The organism is Stappia sediminis (assembly GCF_009826895.1).
Taxonomy (GTDB): domain Bacteria; phylum Pseudomonadota; class Alphaproteobacteria; order Rhizobiales; family Stappiaceae; genus Hongsoonwoonella; species Hongsoonwoonella sediminis.
Genome location: NZ_WUMV01000003.1, coordinates 259,325 through 275,785, shown reverse-complemented (window position 1 = coordinate 275,785; position 16,461 = coordinate 259,325). Strand labels below are relative to the sequence as shown.

The window sequence follows — 16,461 nt, the reverse complement described above, 5'->3', positions numbered from 1 at the left end:
GATCGACAAGAAATCGCTTCAGCTTCTATACCTTGAGCATATTCTTGCCGTTCAGTTTGATTCAATCTGAACGGAATATGCTCTGGCGGCATGTAATTCTTACGCAAGGTTTTCTTGTGTCTGATGTCCCCGTGCGATTGAATCGCCACGCAGTCACACAAGGGACGGATCACCGATGAACGACCCCGAAAGCGTGCTTGCCGCCTTTTCCGGACGAAACGGCATGTGGCGCGGCATCGCTCCGCTCGCCGCGATCGTCGCCGGCGTCGTGTTTCTTATCGCCGGTTTTTTCCACGCCGGCTGGTGGATCGGATTTCTCGTTTGCCTCGCGGTCCTCGCCGTAGCGCTGCATGACGTTCGGCAGAGCGGCTATGCGGTCCTGCGCAATTATCCGGTCACCGGCTGGATCCGTTATCTGTTCCAGGCGCTCCGGCCTTACTTGCGCTCCTACATCGTGGAGGGCGACCTGGAAGGCCGTCCCTTCAACCAGGATCAGCGCAGTCTCGTCTATGAGCGCGCCCGCAACGAGGAGGACAACCACCCGTTCGGGACGGAGTTGGACGTCTACCAGTCGGAATACCGCTGGCTCGGGCATTCAATGGCGCCGGTCGAGCCGGAAAGCGAGGATCCGCGCTTCGATATCGGCGGGCCGCAATGCGCAAGGCCTTATTCATCCTCGATTCTCAACATTTCGGCGATGAGCTTCGGTTCATTGTCGGCGCGCGCCATAGAGGCCTTGAACACGGGTGCGCGCATGGGCGGCTTCGCCCATGACACGGGCGAGGGGTCGATAAGCCCCTACCATCGCAAGGGCGGCGGCGACCTGATCTGGGAACTCGGCTCGGGTTATTTCGGCTGCCGCACCAAAGACGGGAACTTCGATCCCGAAAAGTTCAAGGACGCGGCCTGTGACGATCAGGTCAAGATGATCGAGATAAAGCTCAGCCAGGGCGCGAAGCCCGGCCACGGCGGCATCCTGCCGGCCGCCAAGGTGACGAAGGAGATCGCGGAGACGCGCGGCGTTCCCGTTGGCGAGGACTGCATATCCCCGGCGGCGCACCGCGCTTTTTCGACGCCGCGCGAGATGGTGGAATTCGCCGCGCGCCTGCGCGAGCTTTCCGGCGGCAAGCCCGTCGGCATCAAGCTTTGCGTCGGGCATCCGCATGAGGTCTTCGCGGTCATGAAGGCGATGCTGGCGACGGGCATCTATATCGATTTCATCGTCGTGGACGGTGCGGAAGGCGGAACGGGGGCTGCCCCCGTCGAACTTTCCAACTACGTCGGCCAGCCGCTTTACGACGGTCTTGTGATCATGAGGAACGCGCTTGTCGGCTCGGGCCTGAAGGACAAGATACGCCTCGGCGCCTCCGGCAAGGTCTATTCCGGCACCGGCATCGCGCAGACGATCGCGCTGGGTGCGGACTGGGCCAATGCCGCGCGCGCCTTCATGTTCTCCGCCGGCTGCATTCAGTCCATGCGCTGTCACGAGGGCACATGTCCCACGGGCGTCGCGACCCAGGACCAGCGCCGCCAGCGCGGCCTCGTCGTTGCCGAAAAGGCGGTGCAGGTCGCCCGTTTCCACCGCAAGACGGTGGCTGCCGCCAACCATATCGCGGGTGCGGCAGGCCTGGCGCGCATTCACGATCTGGAGCCGCACCACTTCTTCCACCGCATCAGCCCGACGGAGGCGCGCACCGTCGACCGGATCTATCCGTTCATCGGCGCCAATCAGCTTGTCGAGGCGCCGGAGGAAACCCCTTACGATCTGTGGTGGGAGGCCTCCGATCCGGACACATTCGCGATGGCGAGCGATGTGGCCGAAGCCCATCGCGCGACCGGCCTTCCGGGCTTCCAGCGCGTGTGAGACGGCGGATATCTCTCAGCGCGCGGTAACGCCGCCGTCGATCACCATTTCCGAGCCCGTCACGAAGGCGGATTCCGGCGACAGCAGATAGGCGACCATCGCCGCGATTTCCTCAGGCCTTGCGATCCGGCCGAGCGGCACCTGCCGCTCCAGCGACGCGCGGGCGCGCAACGGATCTTCGGCATCGCCGACGAGATCGTCGACCATGGGCGTGTCGACGAACGTCGGATGCACCGAATTGCAGCGCACGCCGTTCTTGCATCTGGCACAGTAAAGCGCGACCGATTTCGTCAACAGGCGCACGCCGCCTTTCGAGGCGTTATAGGCGGCAAGGTTGTGCCCGCCGATCAACCCGGAGACGGAGCTCATGTTGACGATGGAGCCGCCGCCGGTGTCCTGCATCAGCGGAATGGCGTGCTTGCAGCCCAGAAACGTGCCATCGAGATTGACGGCGAGAACTTTCCGCCAGGTTTCGAAATCGGTCTCCTCGACGGTTCCCGCCTCCAGGTAGCCCGCCCCGTTTACGAGCCCGTCCAGCCGGCCATGCGTATCCTCGATCTCGTCGAAGACCGCGATCCAGTTGTCTTCGTCGCGCACGTCGAGCGATATCGCCGTGGCCTGCGGGCCGATATCCAGCGCCGTTTCCTCCGCCGCCTCCACGTTCACATCGGCGAGGATGACGAAGCCCCCTTCGTCCGCGCAACGCAACGCGCATGCCGCGCCGATGCCCGACGCACCACCCGAAATCAGGATGACCCTGCCTTTCAAGCGATCCAGCATGTCCGATTGACCCACCCGAAGCCGACCGGCGAATTCTAAGACCATTCGTAGATTTTTCGAGGCTTATGCGCTCGGGATCGCGCCCTTTTCGGTAATTCCCGACGAGGAAGAAGAACCTGACACGACACGCGTCCGTTTCCGCCCGGATGACTGCCGCAATACGGCTTTCCTCGACTGCGGCTTTTGCTTTTCTCCGAAGCAACTATGGCAGAACTCGTAATACTAACGTATCGTGAGTTACTAGCTACCGGCATGAAAATACAAAGGAACGTCCGCGGACGCGCATGCGGCGGACGAAGGAGACGCGGAATATGGCGTTACCGCTTTTCGAACGTCTGGGCGGCTTCGCTCCGGTGAGCAAGATCGTCCTGCTTTTCTACCACAAGGTCGAGGAGTCCGAGGATCTCGCCGAATACTTCGAAGACGTGGAGATGGGGCGGCTGATCGACCATCAGACGAAGTTCATTGCAAGCCTTATGGGCGGGCCGGCGAGCTATGACGACGCCACCTTGCAGCGCATTCACGAGCCCCTGGAAATCAGCGAGCAGGCGTTCGACGATATGGCCGAACTGCTTCAGGAAACGCTTGAAGACTTCGATTGCTCGCCGGAAGATGTCGCTACGGTCATGCATGAATTCAGGCGGCGGCGCGCTCTCGTGGTGCATCCATGATCGCGCGCGGCCCTTTCCGGCGGAACCGGGTATGAACCTCGAACGTTTCAACGAGCTCTTGCTGAAGTCGATCGGCGTCGGCCTTGCCGTTGCCGATGCCGGGACCTTCGAAATACTCGTCACGAACGACTGCTGGGACGACTGGTTCGGCCGCGGCGATAAAAGCGCGTTTCTGCCCGAGGTCTTTCCCGAGTTCGACGCGGAGCGGCTTGAAAAGCGCCTGGCTGCGGAAAAACCTTACTTGCTCGACGTCGCGGCGTCATCGGGCAAGCGCAAGATCAGCCTTGCCGCCAAGATCAGCCGCCACAGCAGGAACGACCTCTCCGTCCTCATGGTCGAGTGCCAGAACGTCACGAAGATCAAGGAGATGGAGTATATGATCCAGTCGTACTCCAGCATGGTCGAAAAGCAGAACCGCGAGCTTCGCCGCGAGAAGGAGCGCGTCGAGAAGGTCCTGCTCAACATCATGCCGAAGACGATCTACGACGAGTGGAAGCAGTTCGGCGTCACCGCACCCCAGCGCTACGACAATGTATCAATCCTGATGCTGGACTTCGCCGGCTTCACCGATATGGCGGTGACAGAAGACCCGCCGGCGCTGATATCGGAACTCAACGACATCTTCACCTCGTTCGACCGTATCGTGGAGCAATTCGGCTGCGAGCGCCTGAAAACGGTGGGCGACGCCTATATCGCGGTTTCCGGCATTTCGGAAGCCTCGCCCGATCACGCCAGCAACATAGCCGCGGTCGCATTGCGCGTCCTCCACTTCCTTGATCGGAGAAACGTGACCCATCACCAGACCTGGCGTTGCCGCATGGGCCTTGCTTCAGCCCCGGTCGTCGGCTCCATCGTCGGCGTCCAGAAATACGTCTACGATCTTTTCGGGCCCGGAATGAACCTCGCCGCACGGCTTGAATCCCTGGCGGAACCCATGCAAATCCTCATGCATGAGGAATTCCGCAAGCTCCTCGACAGAAGCTTCGTCGCGAAGGAAATCGGCCCCACCGTTATCCGCGGCTTCGGCGAAAAGACGGTCTTCGAACTTGTCGGCAGTGATGAATTGTGAGGTGGGAAAGTGGTGCCGCTTGCGTGACTCGAACACGCGACCCCATCATTACGAATGATGTGCTCTACCAACTGAGCTAAAGCGGCCTACCAAACGCAGGGGCGGAGCGCCCCGCTATGTATCGAACTTCACCGATCCGCATTTGAAGTTCAACCTGGAAAACAGGCCGAGCCGGCGAAATCGGGCGCGGCAATAGGCGAAATCTTTCCACCGATGCCGAAGTGAGCGCTTGATAGCCGAGGCGGCCCGGCAACGCAAGAGGGTTTGATACGCGAATTCGGCTTGTGGAAGCAAGGGAAGGGAAACTTTTTCCCGGAGCGCCAGCAATCTCAATGCGCCTTCGCCGCCGACCTGATCGAAGACCCAATCCACACAGCCAAAGGTTCCGCGTATTCGATTGGTTCGCGGAAGCGCTCTACCGGGACGAATGCCAGCAATAATCGGGGAATCGCTTCCGCGAAGCCATCGATGAGGGCACTGCCTTCCCTTCGTCATGCGCGGGCTCCGACCCGCGTACCCATTCAGGGCCGCCGCTTGCAGCAAGTTCTTCTATGGGTCGCCGGGTCTTCGCCCGGCGATGACGATCGGGAAGATACAGCCGAACAAACTTCGAGGATTCACCTACCCTAATTGAAGAACCGGAATCCGCCCTTCGCGGCCGCTTCTTCCTTATCCTCCGGGCCCGGGTCGTCCGGCATGTGTTTCAGCGGAAAATCGATCGTCTCCACCTTCGCGGATTCCGCCTTCGCGCGTTGTGGCCCGTCGCCGGAGGCCTGTGCTTTTTCAGCGGGCTTTTCCTTCGCCGCCTCGGCCTTCTCCGCCGGCTTTTCAGGGGTGATGATCTCGCCCGTCACGGGCTCGCTCGCGGCCGCCGCAGTTTCAGCAGGCTCCCTTGCGGGCTCGGGCTCTGGCTTCGCCTCCACCTTTGGGGCTTCCGGCTTCGAAGCGGCTTCCTCCCGGGGTTGCGCCACGGGTTCGGGCTTTTTCTCGGGCAGGCTCGGCAAGGCGGCGAGCAGATTTTCGTCGATGGTTTCCAGCTCGTCTTCCGGGTGGGCGGCAGGGGGCTGCGTCCATTCGAAAGCGTCGAGACGCCCGCTCAGCGGCGAAACCGGGGCCCATTCGTCGGAAACGATACCATCCGCCACCCAGGTCGGGTCGGCGGGCGCCCGGACTGCGCGGGAAAGCCACTCGCGCACGCGGCCCCTGTCGCCGTTTTCCTTCTCCTCCAGTTCCGCCATCAGCAAACATGCGCGGCGCGTCGGGCTGGAGCGCAGGACGGCCGCAAGCTTTTCGCGCGCCAGCCCCCAGTCGGACGCCTCTATCGCCGCGATGGCGACCGCAAGGGCGCCATCCGTGCTGTTGGGTCTCAAGGCCGCGAGCGACTTCACGCGGGCGAGGCGGTCTTGCGCGGAATCGCCGGACCTTGCATGGGCGTAAGCCTCGGCCAGGTCGGGATGCGGCTTCACCTTCCACGTTGCCTCGACGATCTTCAGCGTCTTGCGGATTTCGCCGCGGCGCGTGAAGAGCCGGGCGGCAAGGGCGGCAGCAGGCACCAGATCGGGCGCAAGTCCGTGCGCATCATAGGCGAGCTGGCGCGCCTGATCCGGGTCGCGGCCTTCCAGCTCCATGGCCCGGGCAGTCATGATGACGGCCTTGTGGCGGCGGAAGGTCTTCTTGTCGATGAGCTTGGCGGCATAGTTGCGCTCAAGCGTGCGCTGCGCCTTTTCCCAGTCCTCGCCCATGGCCTGATAGCCAAGCACGGCCCGCCCCGCCCAGGGCAGGCCGGGTACGAGTTCGGCCGCTTCCTCCGCATAGTGGCGCGCGGCCACGGGCTCGTCCAGACGTTCGGCCTCGATGAAGAGCCCGTGCAGGCCGACGGCCTTCAGGCGCGGGTCCTCCAGCATGTCCTCGAAGCGCCTGCGCGCCTCCTCGCGGTCGCCGGAAAGCTGCGCGGTCTGGGCAAGCAGCAGCTTCGCCGCCGGCTCGCCTTTCAGCAGCTTGGCCGCTTCCGCGCCATATCGCTTCGCCGACGGCGCATCGCCGACGCCCAGCGCCACGAGCCCCTTGGAGAGCGCGTCATAGCCGCGGTCCTTCTTGCGCCTGCGCCAGAAGCGCGAGGCGATGTCGGGCGAGCGCATCACGGTTCGCAGGATACCCCACAGGATATGCGCAACGACGAAGGCGGCCGCGATGATGACGAGTGCTGTCATCACTCCCATCTCGATGCGGTAACCCTGCCAGTCGAGCGAGATGATGCCCGGCCGTTCCGCCACCCAGGCTGCGCCCAGCGCAAGGGCGAATACGACGCCCATGAAGATCAATACTCGGATCATGACTGAGCTCTCCTGCCCATCGCGCGCTTCCCCGCCGCCGTGATCCGGCGGCTGTCTTCATTTTGCCGGATCCGGATCAACTGCCGGATTTGGCCAATTCCTTCAGGACACTGTCCGTTACCTTAGCGACCAGTACGTCAGCCGCAACCCGCGCCTTTGCCGCGGCGACCCAATCCGCGCCCGCCGCCTGCACGTTTTCCGGCAGTTCGCCGTAGGCGGCGATCGCGCCCTTGAAGTCGCCCGCCCCGACGCGGGCCTCCATCCGCCCGATGGCGGCGGCCGGTGTCGCCGCATCGCTTTCGCCGGGCGTGCGCACGCTGACGAGCGAGCGGGCGTTGGACAGGAACGAGTCGACCAGATCGCCGTCCTGCGGCGGCTGGTCGAGCGCCGCCGTCATCGCGCGGGCGACCGCGGGAAACTGCGCGGTCAGGCTCGCGCGCGTCGGGATTCCGCCTGCCGCATGTTCCTGCAAGGCGGAAAGGTCGGTGTCGGCGGGAAGCACGCCCTTGACGGCGGCAAGCTGCGTCTCATACGGACGGCCCTCGTCGACGGCCGAACTCAGCGAGGAAACGGCAATGGCGCGTGCCGCCGTCTCGCGCGCCGTCGCATCGCCGAGCCGGCTTTCGATCGGTTCAAGCCGCGATTTCACTTCCGCGAGATCGGACTGCAGGGCCGTAACGCTCTCCTGCAAGCCCGCAAGCGCCTGCTTGTTGGCTTCCGTAGCGGTATTCAGCGTCTGCGAAAGCGAGGCGATCGTTTTCGACTGCTCGTCAAGCGTCGACCCGAGCGTTTCGATCTGGCCCGGCAGCGCCTTCAGCGTTTCGATCTCCGGGGCGAGCGCATCGAGCCGCGATGATATCTCGCCCTGCGTGGCAGCCGTGTCCTGCTGCCGCTTTTCCAGCGCCGCAAGACCGGCACTTTCCCCGGCACTTCCCGAGGAGACGAAGCGGCGCAGCTCCGCGAGACCCGTTTTCAGGCTCTCGATTTCGCCTGAAACCGCCTCTCCCGCTTCCGAACCGGCAGAGGATGCGCTTTCCTCAAGCGCTGAAACGCGGGTTTGAAGCGCGCTCATGGCCTCGCTCGGCTCGCCACCCGACGAAGCGCTTTGCGCGAGTTCCGCAATCCGGTTCTCAAGCGTTTCCACCCGCGTCTGCGCCGCTTCCAGCGCAGCACGCATGTCTTCGGAGACACTTTGCGCGGAAAGGTTCAGCACGCCCGCGCGGTTGAGCGCATAGCCCCCGCCCGCGACCAGAACCGCGCCGATGACACCGGCTGCGATCAGCTTGCCGAAGCCCACGCCTTCCTTTTGCTCCGCTTTCTGCTCCGTCTTAGGCGAGGGAAGCGCGGAAGCGGCAGGCGCGCCTTTCGCCTTGTCCTCCGCCTTGGCCGCGGTGTCCGTGCCCGACTTCACACCCGACGCAGCGGCAGCCTTCTCGTCCGGTTTGGTGGAGGAGGTGGCGGTTTTGGCATCCGCCGCTTTGGCGTCGGCAGGCTTGTCCTGTTTATCCCCGCCCACCCCCTTTGGCGTATCCTTGCCGGCGGAAGCACTGGCGCTTGCCGCAGAGGTTGCGGCGGATGAGGGAGGAGCCTTCGTCTCGGCAGGTTTCGCGGCTTCCTTGGCGGCATCGGGCTTCGTGTCCGCCGTCTTGCCGGAGGACGCCGATGCGGTTCCGGGTTTGCTGGCGGATGCCGATGCCGATTGCGACGTAGCTGAAGGCGAGGTGGCGGCCTTCGCGCCGGGGCCAGGTGAAGCACCACCGGAGGATTTCTCATCCGCCTTTTTGGAATTCTCCTTACCCTCGGCAGCGGCTTTATTCACCTCTTTCGCCTCCAGGTCGATCGTCACCGGCTTGCGCGCCCCGCCGGAATAGGATCCTGAACGTTGCGGCCCGGAACCTTGGTTTTTGCCCGGTTTGCCCTTGTCGGCTGCCATCGACTCGTCCTCCTGAAACGCGGCCGGCGGGTTATCGCTTTATCGCGAAACCCGAATTCGATTCCACTTCGTTCTTTAGCACGGCGGCGGCAGAAGCGCGAAGACCGCCTCTTCGTTCGGCTCGCGCGCCGAAATGATTTCAAATCGCCCTTCGAGCGGTTCGCCCGCGTGCTTTGAAATCGACAATACACTGAAATCGCGGGGTAATTTCAATGCTTTCGTGACTTGAGCGAAAACCTCCGCCGTACGCCGCGAATAGATCAGCACCGCGTCGATATCGCCCGCTTGAAGATCCGCCGCGATATCTTCCGGCAATCGTGACGCGGCGTCCGCTTGGTAAACCTCCACCGTCTCGCAGTCGATGCCGAGATTTGCGAGATCTCCCGAAAGATCGCCGCTGCGTTCCCGTCCGGCAAGATAGAGCACTGTTCCGCCTACTCCGGATCTGGCAATAAGCGCGGCGAGATCGCCAACAGTTCCCGCACCTGCGGTGACATTGGCAGCGCCGGCGCCCTTCGCAGCCCTTGCGGATTTCTCGCCCACCGCGAAAAACGGCAGGTTTTTCAGCTCGTTCCACTCCTCGCGGCGCGACATGGCGTCGATCGCGCGGGCGCTCGTCACCGCCACGCCACCGAGCCCGGCGCGCGGAATATCGGCGTTTTCAATCGCTTTTATGTTCAAAAGCGGCGCGACGACGACATCATGACCGAGCGCGCGCAACCTTGCCGCGGATTTCGAAGCCTGAGGCTCTGGACGGGTGACAAGAAGCCGCACTCAAACCTCTCAATGCGCAAAGAAATCCGGCCCGCCCCGTGCCTTCAGCTCCTGCCCGGCATCTGCGCCAAGGGCTGCCGCATCCTCGGCGTCCCCCTCACGCGAGGTCTCGTGAACCTCGCTGCCGTCCGGCTTCAGGATCAGGCCACGGAAGCTGATCCTGCCGCCTTCAAGGCGCGCAAGCCCGCCGATAGGCGTGCGGCAGGACCCGTCGAGCTCCTTGAGAAAGGCTCGTTCTGCAAGCAGGCAGATTTCCGTCTGCCGGTCGTGGATCGCGCTCAGGAGTTCGAGCGTTTCGCGGTCGTTCTGCCTGGTTTCGATGCAGATCGCCCCCTGGCCGACGGCGGGCAGGAAGTCCTCCGTCTCAAGCAGCGACGTTACAACCTCATCGAGCCCGAGCCGCTTCAGGCCAGCGGCGGCAAGCAACGTGGCATCGACCTGGCCTTCCTCGAGTTTTCTGAGCCTTGTCTGCAGGTTACCGCGATATGTGACGACGGAGATATCGGGCCTCAGGCGGCGTATCATTGCCTGCCGGCGAAGCGATGAAGAGCCGACGACCGCACCTTCCGGAAGATCGGCAAGCGTTGCGGCCTTTGGCGAAATGAAGGCGTCGCGAACGTCCTCGCGCGGCAGAAACGTCGAGATTTCCAACCCTTCGGGCAGGACGGTCGGCATGTCCTTTGACGAATGCACGGCGAGATCGATCGAACCGTCGAGCAGCGCGACCTCGATTTCCTTGGTAAAAAGCCCCTTGCCGCCGACTTCGGAAAGCGGCCGATCCTGTATCATGTCGCCGGACGTCTTGATGACGACAATTTCGAACCTGTCTTCGGAAAGGCCATGCGCTTCCATCAGGCGCGAGCGGGTTTCATGAGCCTGGGCAAGCGCGAGCTGGCTGCCGCGCGTACCGATGCGGATCGTCTTTTCGGGATGTTTCGTTTGCAAGGATCGCGGTCCTGATGATAGGCGAACTAAAAATTACGGATGGCGATGATAGACACTCTCAAGCCCTTGGCCAATGCACGCGAAACCGGATCGGCCAGCACGTCGCCGACGTTCACGGTGCTCGGCATCGAGACGAGCTGCGACGAGACGGCGGCGGCGGTCGTGCGCGGAACCGCTTCCGGGCCGGGCGAGATTCTCTCGAATGTCATCCGTTCGCAAGTCTCCGAACATGCTGAATTCGGCGGCGTGGTGCCGGAAATCGCCGCACGCGCCCATATCGAGATCCTCGACGGGATCGTCGCAGCCGCGATGAAGGACGCTGAAGTCGGCTGGAACGATATCGACGCGGTCGCGGCAACGGCGGGACCGGGCCTGATCGGCGGGGTCATCGTCGGGCTTCTGACAGCGCGCGCAATTGCCGCAGCCGCGAGCAAGCCGCTTGTCGCCGTCAACCATCTGGAAGGCCACGCGCTAACGGCAAGGCTGACGGACGGCCTCGATTTCCCCTATCTCCTGCTTCTTGTCTCCGGCGGACACACCCAGTTCCTTATGGTCAATGGCGTGGGCGACTACCGCCGCCTCGGCACGACGATCGACGATGCCATCGGCGAGGCATTCGACAAGACGGCCAAGCTTCTGGGGCTTCCCTATCCGGGCGGGCCTGCCGTGGAGGCCGCTGCCATGTCCGGCAATCCTTCCCGATTTCCGCTGCCGCGTCCGCTGCTTGACCGCCCGGGCACCGATATGTCGTTCGCCGGCCTCAAGACGGCAGTCAGAACCGCCGCCTACAACGCCGCCCCGCTGTCGGACCGGGCGGTTTCGGATCTCTGCGCCGCATTCCAGCAGGCGGTTGCCGACGTGGTGCATGAAAAAGGCCGTCGCGCGCTCGACATCTTTTGCGAGCATCATCCGGACCAGCCGCCCGTGCTGGTCGTCGCCGGCGGTGTCGCGGCAAACAGCGCGATCCGTGAAAAGCTGGCGGAACTGGCAAGGGAAACGGGCGTACGCCTTGTCGCGCCGCCGCATGCGCTTTGCACGGACAATGCAGCGATGATCGGCTGGGTCGGCGTCGAGCGCCTGCGCCTCGGGCCGGTGGACGACAGCCGCGTCGGCCCGAGGCCGCGATGGCCGCTGGATGCGAGCGCGCAAAGCGTACTTGGATCGGGGCGGAAAGGGGCAAAGGCCTGATGGACCAGCGATACATGAACGGCGTGGTCCTGAATGCGCCGCCTTCTCCGCCCTTTGGCCTGAAGCACAAGGCCTATGTCTATCTGACCTGCGGAACCCGGCTGCTGGTCTTCTCGCAGCCCGACGAGCCGGAGATCGGGCTTCAGGTTCCGGGCGGAACGATCGATCCGGGCGAAAGCTACCTGCATGGCGCACGCCGCGAATTTACGGAAGAAACGGGTCTTTCGCTGACCTCCGCACTCGAACCGCTGATCGACCAGGACGTCTTCTTCGACAATTCCGCGGGGCGCGACCTTCACCGCCGCAGGCTCTATCATGGCAGAACGGCCCGCATCGAACGCCATGAATGGGAGCACTACGAGATGAGCCCATCCGCCGGAGGCGACCCGATCCGTTTCCGCCTGTTCTGGATCGACCTTCATTCGCGGACGGCGCATGATCCGTCGCTCTTCTTCGCAGGCTTCGCCGAGCCTCTCGACTTGATCCGAAAACGGATTGGCGAACGATTATGAGGAGACTTCAAAAAATCGCCGTGCTCGGCGGCGGGGCCTGGGGCACGGCACTTGCTCTGGTGGCCGCGCGCGCGGGCCGCGATGTCTTGCTCTGGGCGAGGGATGCAAGTACTGTCACGGCCATTAACGAGACGCGATCCAACCCATCCTATCTGCCGGGCGTAACCTTCGACGCGCCGTTTCAGGCAACGGGCGATCTTGGCGGTGCTGTCTCGGGCTGCGATGCGATCCTGCTCGTCACGCCCGCACAGACGACCCGCGAAATGGCGAAGGCGATATCCTCGACAATTGAGCCCGGCACGCCGGTGGTTCTCTGCGCCAAGGGTATCGAGCGTTCGACAGGCGCGCTGCTGGCCGATGTTCTGGCGGATTGCCTCCCGCAAGCAACGCCCGCCGTTCTCTCCGGACCGAGCTTTGCCGACGATGTCGCCAAAAAGCTGCCGACCGCGGTAACCGTCGCAGCTAGCCAAGGGGAGGTCGCCGATGCGCTTTCCGCCGCACTCGCTTCGGAAAGCTTCCGACCCTACGCCTCGACGGATGTGGCCGGTGTGCAGATCGGCGGTGCGTTGAAGAACGTCCTGGCCATCGCCTGCGGCGCGGTCGTGGGGCGCGGCTGGGGCGCAAGCGCCCAGGCCGCACTGACCGCAAGGGGCTTTCGCGAAATGACGCTGCTTGGGACCGCGCTCGGCGCAAGGCCCGATACGCTGACGGGCCTTTCCGGCCTGGGCGATCTGGTGCTGACCTGTTCTTCCGCGCAATCGCGCAATTTCGCCTTCGGGCTGGCGCTCGGGCGCGGTACGCCCGTCAAGAACCTCATGTCCGGCGGCAAGCTTGCAGAAGGCATCTTTACGGCCAGTGTTGCCGTAGACCTCGGCAAACGCCATGCCGTGGATCTGCCGCTTTCGACCGCCGTCGATGCCGTATTGAGAGAGAAAATCGACCTCGACACGGCCCTTGCCAGCCTTATGACGCGTCCGCTGAAACGGGAAACCGACTGACACTGTCAGGTCATGTTCGCAAATCCGAGCGAGGGTCCCTTTCTCCGATTGTCTTTACCCCATACCCGCCCTAACCTCCCGCGCAAACAGGAGACCCGAAGATGCTTTACGCTCTGATCTGCACCGACAAGCCGCATGCGCTGCAAATCCGCAAGGACAACCGCGAGGCGCACCTGGAATTCCTGAAAGCCATGGGCAACCGGCTGAAGGCCGCCGGCCCCTTCCTCGACGACGAAGGAAACATGACCGGTTCTCTCGTCGTCATAGAAGCGGAAAACCGGGACGAAGCGCTCGCCGTATCGCAAGAAGACCCCTATGCCCGCGCCGACCTTTTCGAAAGCGTCGAAATCCGACCCTGGAACTGGGTCGTCAAGAACCCGGAGGCGTAAGGCCCGTGCAATATTGGCTGTTCAAGTCCGAGCCGTTCAAATGGTCCTGGGAAATGCAGAAGGCCAAGGGCGAGGAAGGCGAGCCCTGGGACGGGGTGAGGAACTATCAGGCGCGCAACAACATGCGCGCCATGCAGATTGGCGACCAGGGCTTCTTCTACCATTCCAACGAGGGCAAGGAGATCGTCGGCATCGTCGAGGTTTGCGCGCTTGCCCACCCCGATCCGACGACCGACGACGAGCGCTGGGAGTGCGTCGACATCAAGGCGGTGAAGGACGTGCCGAAGCCGGTTACGCTTGCCGCTGTAAAGGCCGAGCCGAGACTTGAGAACATGGCGCTCGTCACCAGCATGCGGCTTTCCGTCCAGCCTGTTACCGAAGAGGAATGGAAGATCGTCTGCGAGATGGGCGGGGTCGATCCTTGATCCCGGCCCATGGCGACCGGAAAAACTTCATAAAGGCGGAAACGGCCATCCTGCCCGTACCCCATGCGCCCGAAATACGGCTTCACCTTGCCGACGAGGCGATGGCGCTGTGGGAGAAGACGGAAGAGGAACTGGGCGCCATGGGCCTGCCGCCGCCGTTCTGGGCATTCGCCTGGGCGGGCGGGCAGGCGCTCGCCCGCTACATACTCGACAATCCGGATATCGTCGCGGGCAAGCGCGTCTTTGACTTCGCGGCGGGCTCCGGCCTCGTCGGGATCGCGGCGGCGAAAGCGGGAGCCTCGAATGTGGCGGCGAGCGAGATCGACGACTATGCGATCGCCGCGATCGAGCTGAACGCCGAGCTCAACGGCGTTCAGCTGGAGACTGCTGCGACGGACATTACCGCAGGCAAACTCCCGGAGGCGGAGGTGATGTTCTGCGGCGATGTCTTTTACGAAAAGTCGATGGCCGACCGTATCACGGCTTTCCTCGATCGCCTGACGGGGCGCGGCGTTCCCGTCTATATCGGCGATCCCGGCCGGTCCTATCTTCCAAAGGAGCGCCTGGAGCGTCTTGCAACCTACGAGATCCAGGTGATCCGTTCCCTGGAAGACTCCGAGATAAAAAAGACAAGCGTTTTCAAATTTCTATCATGACGGGTTCCGACCCGCCCAACCGGGGTCACGGCAGACGCCGAAAAATATGATGATACAAGGCTTGCGCCGACGAGCCGTTCCGCGTGAGATACGTGTTTTCCCGCCTTATAGCCCGTCCCATATTCGCGGGTGGATGCAAATAAAAAACAGAGGACCGTAATGCCGATCGTAAATCGTTTCGCCGATCTTTCAGATGAAATCACCGAATGGCGCCGGGACATCCACGCCAATCCGGAACTGCTCTACGATGTGCATCGCACCGCGGCACTGGTGGAGGAAAAGCTCAAGGCCTTCGGTCTCGACGAGGTCGTGCCTGGCATCGGCAAGACCGGCGTCGTCGGCATCATCAAGGGAAAATCGAACGCTTCCGGCAAGGTGATCGGCCTTCGCGCCGACATGGACGCGTTGCCGATCGAGGAGGTGACCGGCAAGCCCTATGCCTCCACCGTGCCAGGCAAGATGCACGCCTGCGGCCATGACGGCCACACGGCAATGCTTCTTGGCGCCGCCAAATACCTCTCCGAGACGCGCAACTTCGACGGAACGGTAGTCGTCATCTTCCAGCCGGCGGAAGAGGGTGGCGCGGGCGCCAAGGCGATGATCGACGACGGCCTGATGACCCGCTTCGGTATCCAGGAAGTTTACGGCATGCACAACATGCCGGGCGCACCCGTGGGCACCTTCGCGATCCGCCCCGGCCCGCTGATGGCGGCGGCCGACCGGCTGAACATAGAGGTGGAAGGCAAGGGCTGCCACGCGGCAAAGCCGCATGAAGGCATCGACACGATCCTGGTCGCGAGCCAGATCATCAATTCGCTGCAATCCATCGCAAGCCGCAACGCCGATCCGCTGGAATCCGTCGTCGTCTCCATCACCATGTTCAACGCCGGCTTCACCGACAACGTGATCCCGCAGACGGCGACGCTGCGCGGCACCGTGCGTACGCTCACGCCCGAAATGCGCGACATGGCGGAGGAGCGCGTCAAGCGCATCGCAACCTCCGTGGCCGAAGCCTATGGAGCGACGGCGACGGTGAACTACCGCCGGGATTATCCCGTCACCGTCAATAATGCGGAGAAGATGGAATTCGCCGCCTCCATCGCCGCGCAGATCGTCGGCGAGGAGAATGTGGAGCTGAACGTTCCGCCGACCATGGGCGGCGAGGACTTCGCCTTCATGCTGGAGGAACGCCCCGGCGCCTTCATCTTCGCCGGCAACGGCGACAGCGCCATGCTTCACCACCCGGCCTACGACTTCAACGACGAGCTTATCCCCGTAGGCTGCTCCTACTGGGTGAAGCTCGTGGAGACCGCGCTTGCGGCAAAGTGAGCCCTCTCGCGGGCGAAACAGTTTTCCGGCGGGCATCGCCCGCCGGATCCGTCAACCGGCGAGAATTTAATGACTGACATCGACGCGAGTGAATTCACGATCCGCGAGGTGGGCGAGGTCGGCGATGGCGAACGCAGCTTCATCTTCAGCCTGTCGCAGCGTCTCGCCGGCGTTGCCGGGCTTGCCTGGTATACGGACGAAGCGCTGATCGATTTCCAGAACCGCTATATCGCTTCATTCCTGGCGAAGCAGCCGGAAGATCGGCTGCTTCTGATCGCGGAAGATGGCAAGGGAACGCGGCTGGGCTTTGCAGGGGCCGAAGAGCGCCCGGACGAGGTTACAGACGAGCCGACGGCGCATCTGAGCCTTCTGGCCGTAGCAAAAAATGCGGAGGGCAAGGGCGTGGCGCGAGCGCTCGTGAAGGCTTTCGAGGCGGCGGCTGCCGAACAGGGGTATCGCCTCGCAAATCTTGCCGTATTCGCAAACAATGTGCGCGGACGTGCGCTCTACGAACGTCTGGGCTACGCCGATGATACGATCACCATGGCAAAGCCACTAACGCCCCGGCCCGAATGAAGAGTGCCGGACGCACGGA

The 16,461-nt window shown here is 63.1% G+C and carries 16 protein-coding genes and 1 tRNA gene; 11 read left to right on the top strand and 6 right to left on the bottom strand.

Annotated features, from left to right (window positions below):
* Window positions 1-175: 175 nt before the first annotated feature.
* Window positions 176-1,864 carry an FMN-binding glutamate synthase family protein gene (locus GR183_RS08210; RefSeq protein ID WP_160775126.1) on the top strand — a complete coding sequence of 563 codons (1,689 nt, stop codon included), beginning with the start codon at window positions 176-178 and terminating at the stop codon, window positions 1,862-1,864.
* 15 nt (window positions 1,865-1,879) lie between these two features.
* On the opposite strand, the gene GR183_RS08205 is transcribed toward GR183_RS08210, so the two are convergent.
* Entirely contained in the window at window positions 1,880-2,644 is a 765-nt protein-coding gene (locus tag GR183_RS08205) for a glucose 1-dehydrogenase (protein ID WP_202395923.1), read from the bottom strand.
* Window positions 2,645-2,955: 311 nt separating this feature from the next.
* Between GR183_RS08205 and GR183_RS08200 the strand changes: the two genes are divergently transcribed.
* Together GR183_RS08200 and GR183_RS08195 are read left to right on the top strand one after the other, a co-directional pair.
* Window positions 2,956-3,315, top strand: a complete 360-nt coding sequence (locus GR183_RS08200) for a group I truncated hemoglobin (RefSeq protein ID WP_160775125.1) — start codon at window positions 2,956-2,958, stop codon at window positions 3,313-3,315.
* A gap of 31 nt (window positions 3,316-3,346) precedes the next feature.
* Window positions 3,347-4,384 (top strand): adenylate/guanylate cyclase domain-containing protein, encoded by a 1,038-nt coding sequence (locus GR183_RS08195; protein WP_160775124.1) that lies wholly within the window; start codon window positions 3,347-3,349, stop codon window positions 4,382-4,384.
* 10 nt (window positions 4,385-4,394) lie between these two features.
* On the opposite strand, the gene GR183_RS08190 is transcribed toward GR183_RS08195, so the two are convergent.
* From GR183_RS08190 to hemC, 5 genes are all read right to left on the bottom strand, one after another.
* A tRNA-Thr gene (locus GR183_RS08190) sits at window positions 4,395-4,470 on the bottom strand.
* Between the two features lie 540 nt (window positions 4,471-5,010).
* Window positions 5,011-6,717, bottom strand: coding sequence for a heme biosynthesis protein HemY (locus tag GR183_RS08180; protein ID WP_160775122.1), 1,707 nt, complete (start codon window positions 6,715-6,717; stop codon window positions 5,011-5,013).
* 76 nt (window positions 6,718-6,793) lie between these two features.
* Window positions 6,794-8,650 carry a hypothetical protein gene (locus tag GR183_RS08175; protein ID WP_160775121.1) on the bottom strand — a complete coding sequence of 619 codons (1,857 nt, stop codon included), beginning with the start codon at window positions 8,648-8,650 and terminating at the stop codon, window positions 6,794-6,796.
* Between the two features lie 75 nt (window positions 8,651-8,725).
* Window positions 8,726-9,424, bottom strand: a complete 699-nt coding sequence (locus tag GR183_RS08170; protein ID WP_160775120.1) for a uroporphyrinogen-III synthase — start codon at window positions 9,422-9,424, stop codon at window positions 8,726-8,728.
* A 9-nt stretch (window positions 9,425-9,433) separates the two neighbouring features.
* The gene (gene hemC, locus GR183_RS08165) at window positions 9,434-10,369 is read right to left on the bottom strand and encodes a hydroxymethylbilane synthase (protein WP_202395921.1); all 936 of its coding nucleotides are present in this window, start codon (window positions 10,367-10,369) and stop codon (window positions 9,434-9,436) included.
* A 45-nt stretch (window positions 10,370-10,414) separates the two neighbouring features.
* Here hemC and tsaD point away from each other — a divergent pair, with 45 nt between their 5' ends.
* The 8 genes from tsaD (at window position 10,415) to GR183_RS08125 (ending at window position 16,442) form a co-directional block, all read left to right on the top strand.
* Entirely contained in the window at window positions 10,415-11,557 is a 1,143-nt protein-coding gene (tsaD, locus tag GR183_RS08160; protein WP_160775119.1) for a tRNA (adenosine(37)-N6)-threonylcarbamoyltransferase complex transferase subunit TsaD, read from the top strand.
* Entirely contained in the window at window positions 11,557-12,069 is a 513-nt protein-coding gene (locus GR183_RS08155) for an NUDIX hydrolase (RefSeq protein ID WP_208999792.1), read from the top strand. The genes tsaD and GR183_RS08155 overlap by 1 nt, the downstream gene beginning before the upstream one ends.
* On the top strand, window positions 12,066-13,067 hold the full coding sequence (locus tag GR183_RS08150; protein WP_202395918.1) for an NAD(P)H-dependent glycerol-3-phosphate dehydrogenase: 1,002 nt from the start codon (window positions 12,066-12,068) through the stop codon (window positions 13,065-13,067). The genes GR183_RS08155 and GR183_RS08150 overlap by 4 nt, the downstream gene beginning before the upstream one ends.
* Before the next feature lie 101 nt (window positions 13,068-13,168).
* Window positions 13,169-13,456 carry a YciI family protein gene (locus GR183_RS08145; protein WP_160775118.1) on the top strand — a complete coding sequence of 96 codons (288 nt, stop codon included), beginning with the start codon at window positions 13,169-13,171 and terminating at the stop codon, window positions 13,454-13,456.
* Between the two features lie 5 nt (window positions 13,457-13,461).
* On the top strand, window positions 13,462-13,881 hold the full coding sequence (locus GR183_RS08140; RefSeq protein WP_160775117.1) for an EVE domain-containing protein: 420 nt from the start codon (window positions 13,462-13,464) through the stop codon (window positions 13,879-13,881).
* Complete coding sequence (locus tag GR183_RS08135) at window positions 13,881-14,537, top strand: class I SAM-dependent methyltransferase (protein WP_312846819.1); 657 nt, start codon at window positions 13,881-13,883, stop codon at window positions 14,535-14,537. The genes GR183_RS08140 and GR183_RS08135 overlap by 1 nt, the downstream gene beginning before the upstream one ends.
* Before the next feature lie 159 nt (window positions 14,538-14,696).
* Complete coding sequence (locus tag GR183_RS08130; protein ID WP_160775115.1) at window positions 14,697-15,866, top strand: M20 aminoacylase family protein; 1,170 nt, start codon at window positions 14,697-14,699, stop codon at window positions 15,864-15,866.
* A gap of 69 nt (window positions 15,867-15,935) precedes the next feature.
* Window positions 15,936-16,442 (top strand): GNAT family N-acetyltransferase, encoded by a 507-nt coding sequence (locus tag GR183_RS08125; protein ID WP_160775114.1) that lies wholly within the window; start codon window positions 15,936-15,938, stop codon window positions 16,440-16,442.
* Window positions 16,443-16,461: the final 19 nt, after the last annotated feature.

Bases quoted from the DNA above. Each gene is read 5' to 3' on its own strand.
- GR183_RS08180 (WP_160775122.1), bottom strand. From the start codon at position 6,717: ATGATCCGAGTATTGATCTTCATGGGCGTCGTATTCGCCCTTGCGCTG.
- GR183_RS08195 (WP_160775124.1), top strand. From the start codon at position 3,347: ATGAACCTCGAACGTTTCAACGAGCTCTTGCTGAAGTCGATCGGCGTC.
- GR183_RS08200 (WP_160775125.1), top strand. From the start codon at position 2,956: ATGGCGTTACCGCTTTTCGAACGTCTGGGCGGCTTCGCTCCGGTGAGC.
- GR183_RS08175 (WP_160775121.1), bottom strand. From the start codon at position 8,650: ATGGCAGCCGACAAGGGCAAACCGGGCAAAAACCAAGGTTCCGGGCCG.
- GR183_RS08145 (WP_160775118.1), top strand. From the start codon at position 13,169: ATGCTTTACGCTCTGATCTGCACCGACAAGCCGCATGCGCTGCAAATC.
- GR183_RS08130 (WP_160775115.1), top strand. From the start codon at position 14,697: ATGCCGATCGTAAATCGTTTCGCCGATCTTTCAGATGAAATCACCGAA.
- GR183_RS08150 (WP_202395918.1), top strand. From the start codon at position 12,066: ATGAGGAGACTTCAAAAAATCGCCGTGCTCGGCGGCGGGGCCTGGGGC.
- tsaD (WP_160775119.1), top strand. From the start codon at position 10,415: ATGATAGACACTCTCAAGCCCTTGGCCAATGCACGCGAAACCGGATCG.
- GR183_RS08125 (WP_160775114.1), top strand. From the start codon at position 15,936: ATGACTGACATCGACGCGAGTGAATTCACGATCCGCGAGGTGGGCGAG.
- GR183_RS08210 (WP_160775126.1), top strand. From the start codon at position 176: ATGAACGACCCCGAAAGCGTGCTTGCCGCCTTTTCCGGACGAAACGGC.
- GR183_RS08205 (WP_202395923.1), bottom strand. From the start codon at position 2,644: ATGCTGGATCGCTTGAAAGGCAGGGTCATCCTGATTTCGGGTGGTGCG.
- GR183_RS08155 (WP_208999792.1), top strand. From the start codon at position 11,557: ATGGACCAGCGATACATGAACGGCGTGGTCCTGAATGCGCCGCCTTCT.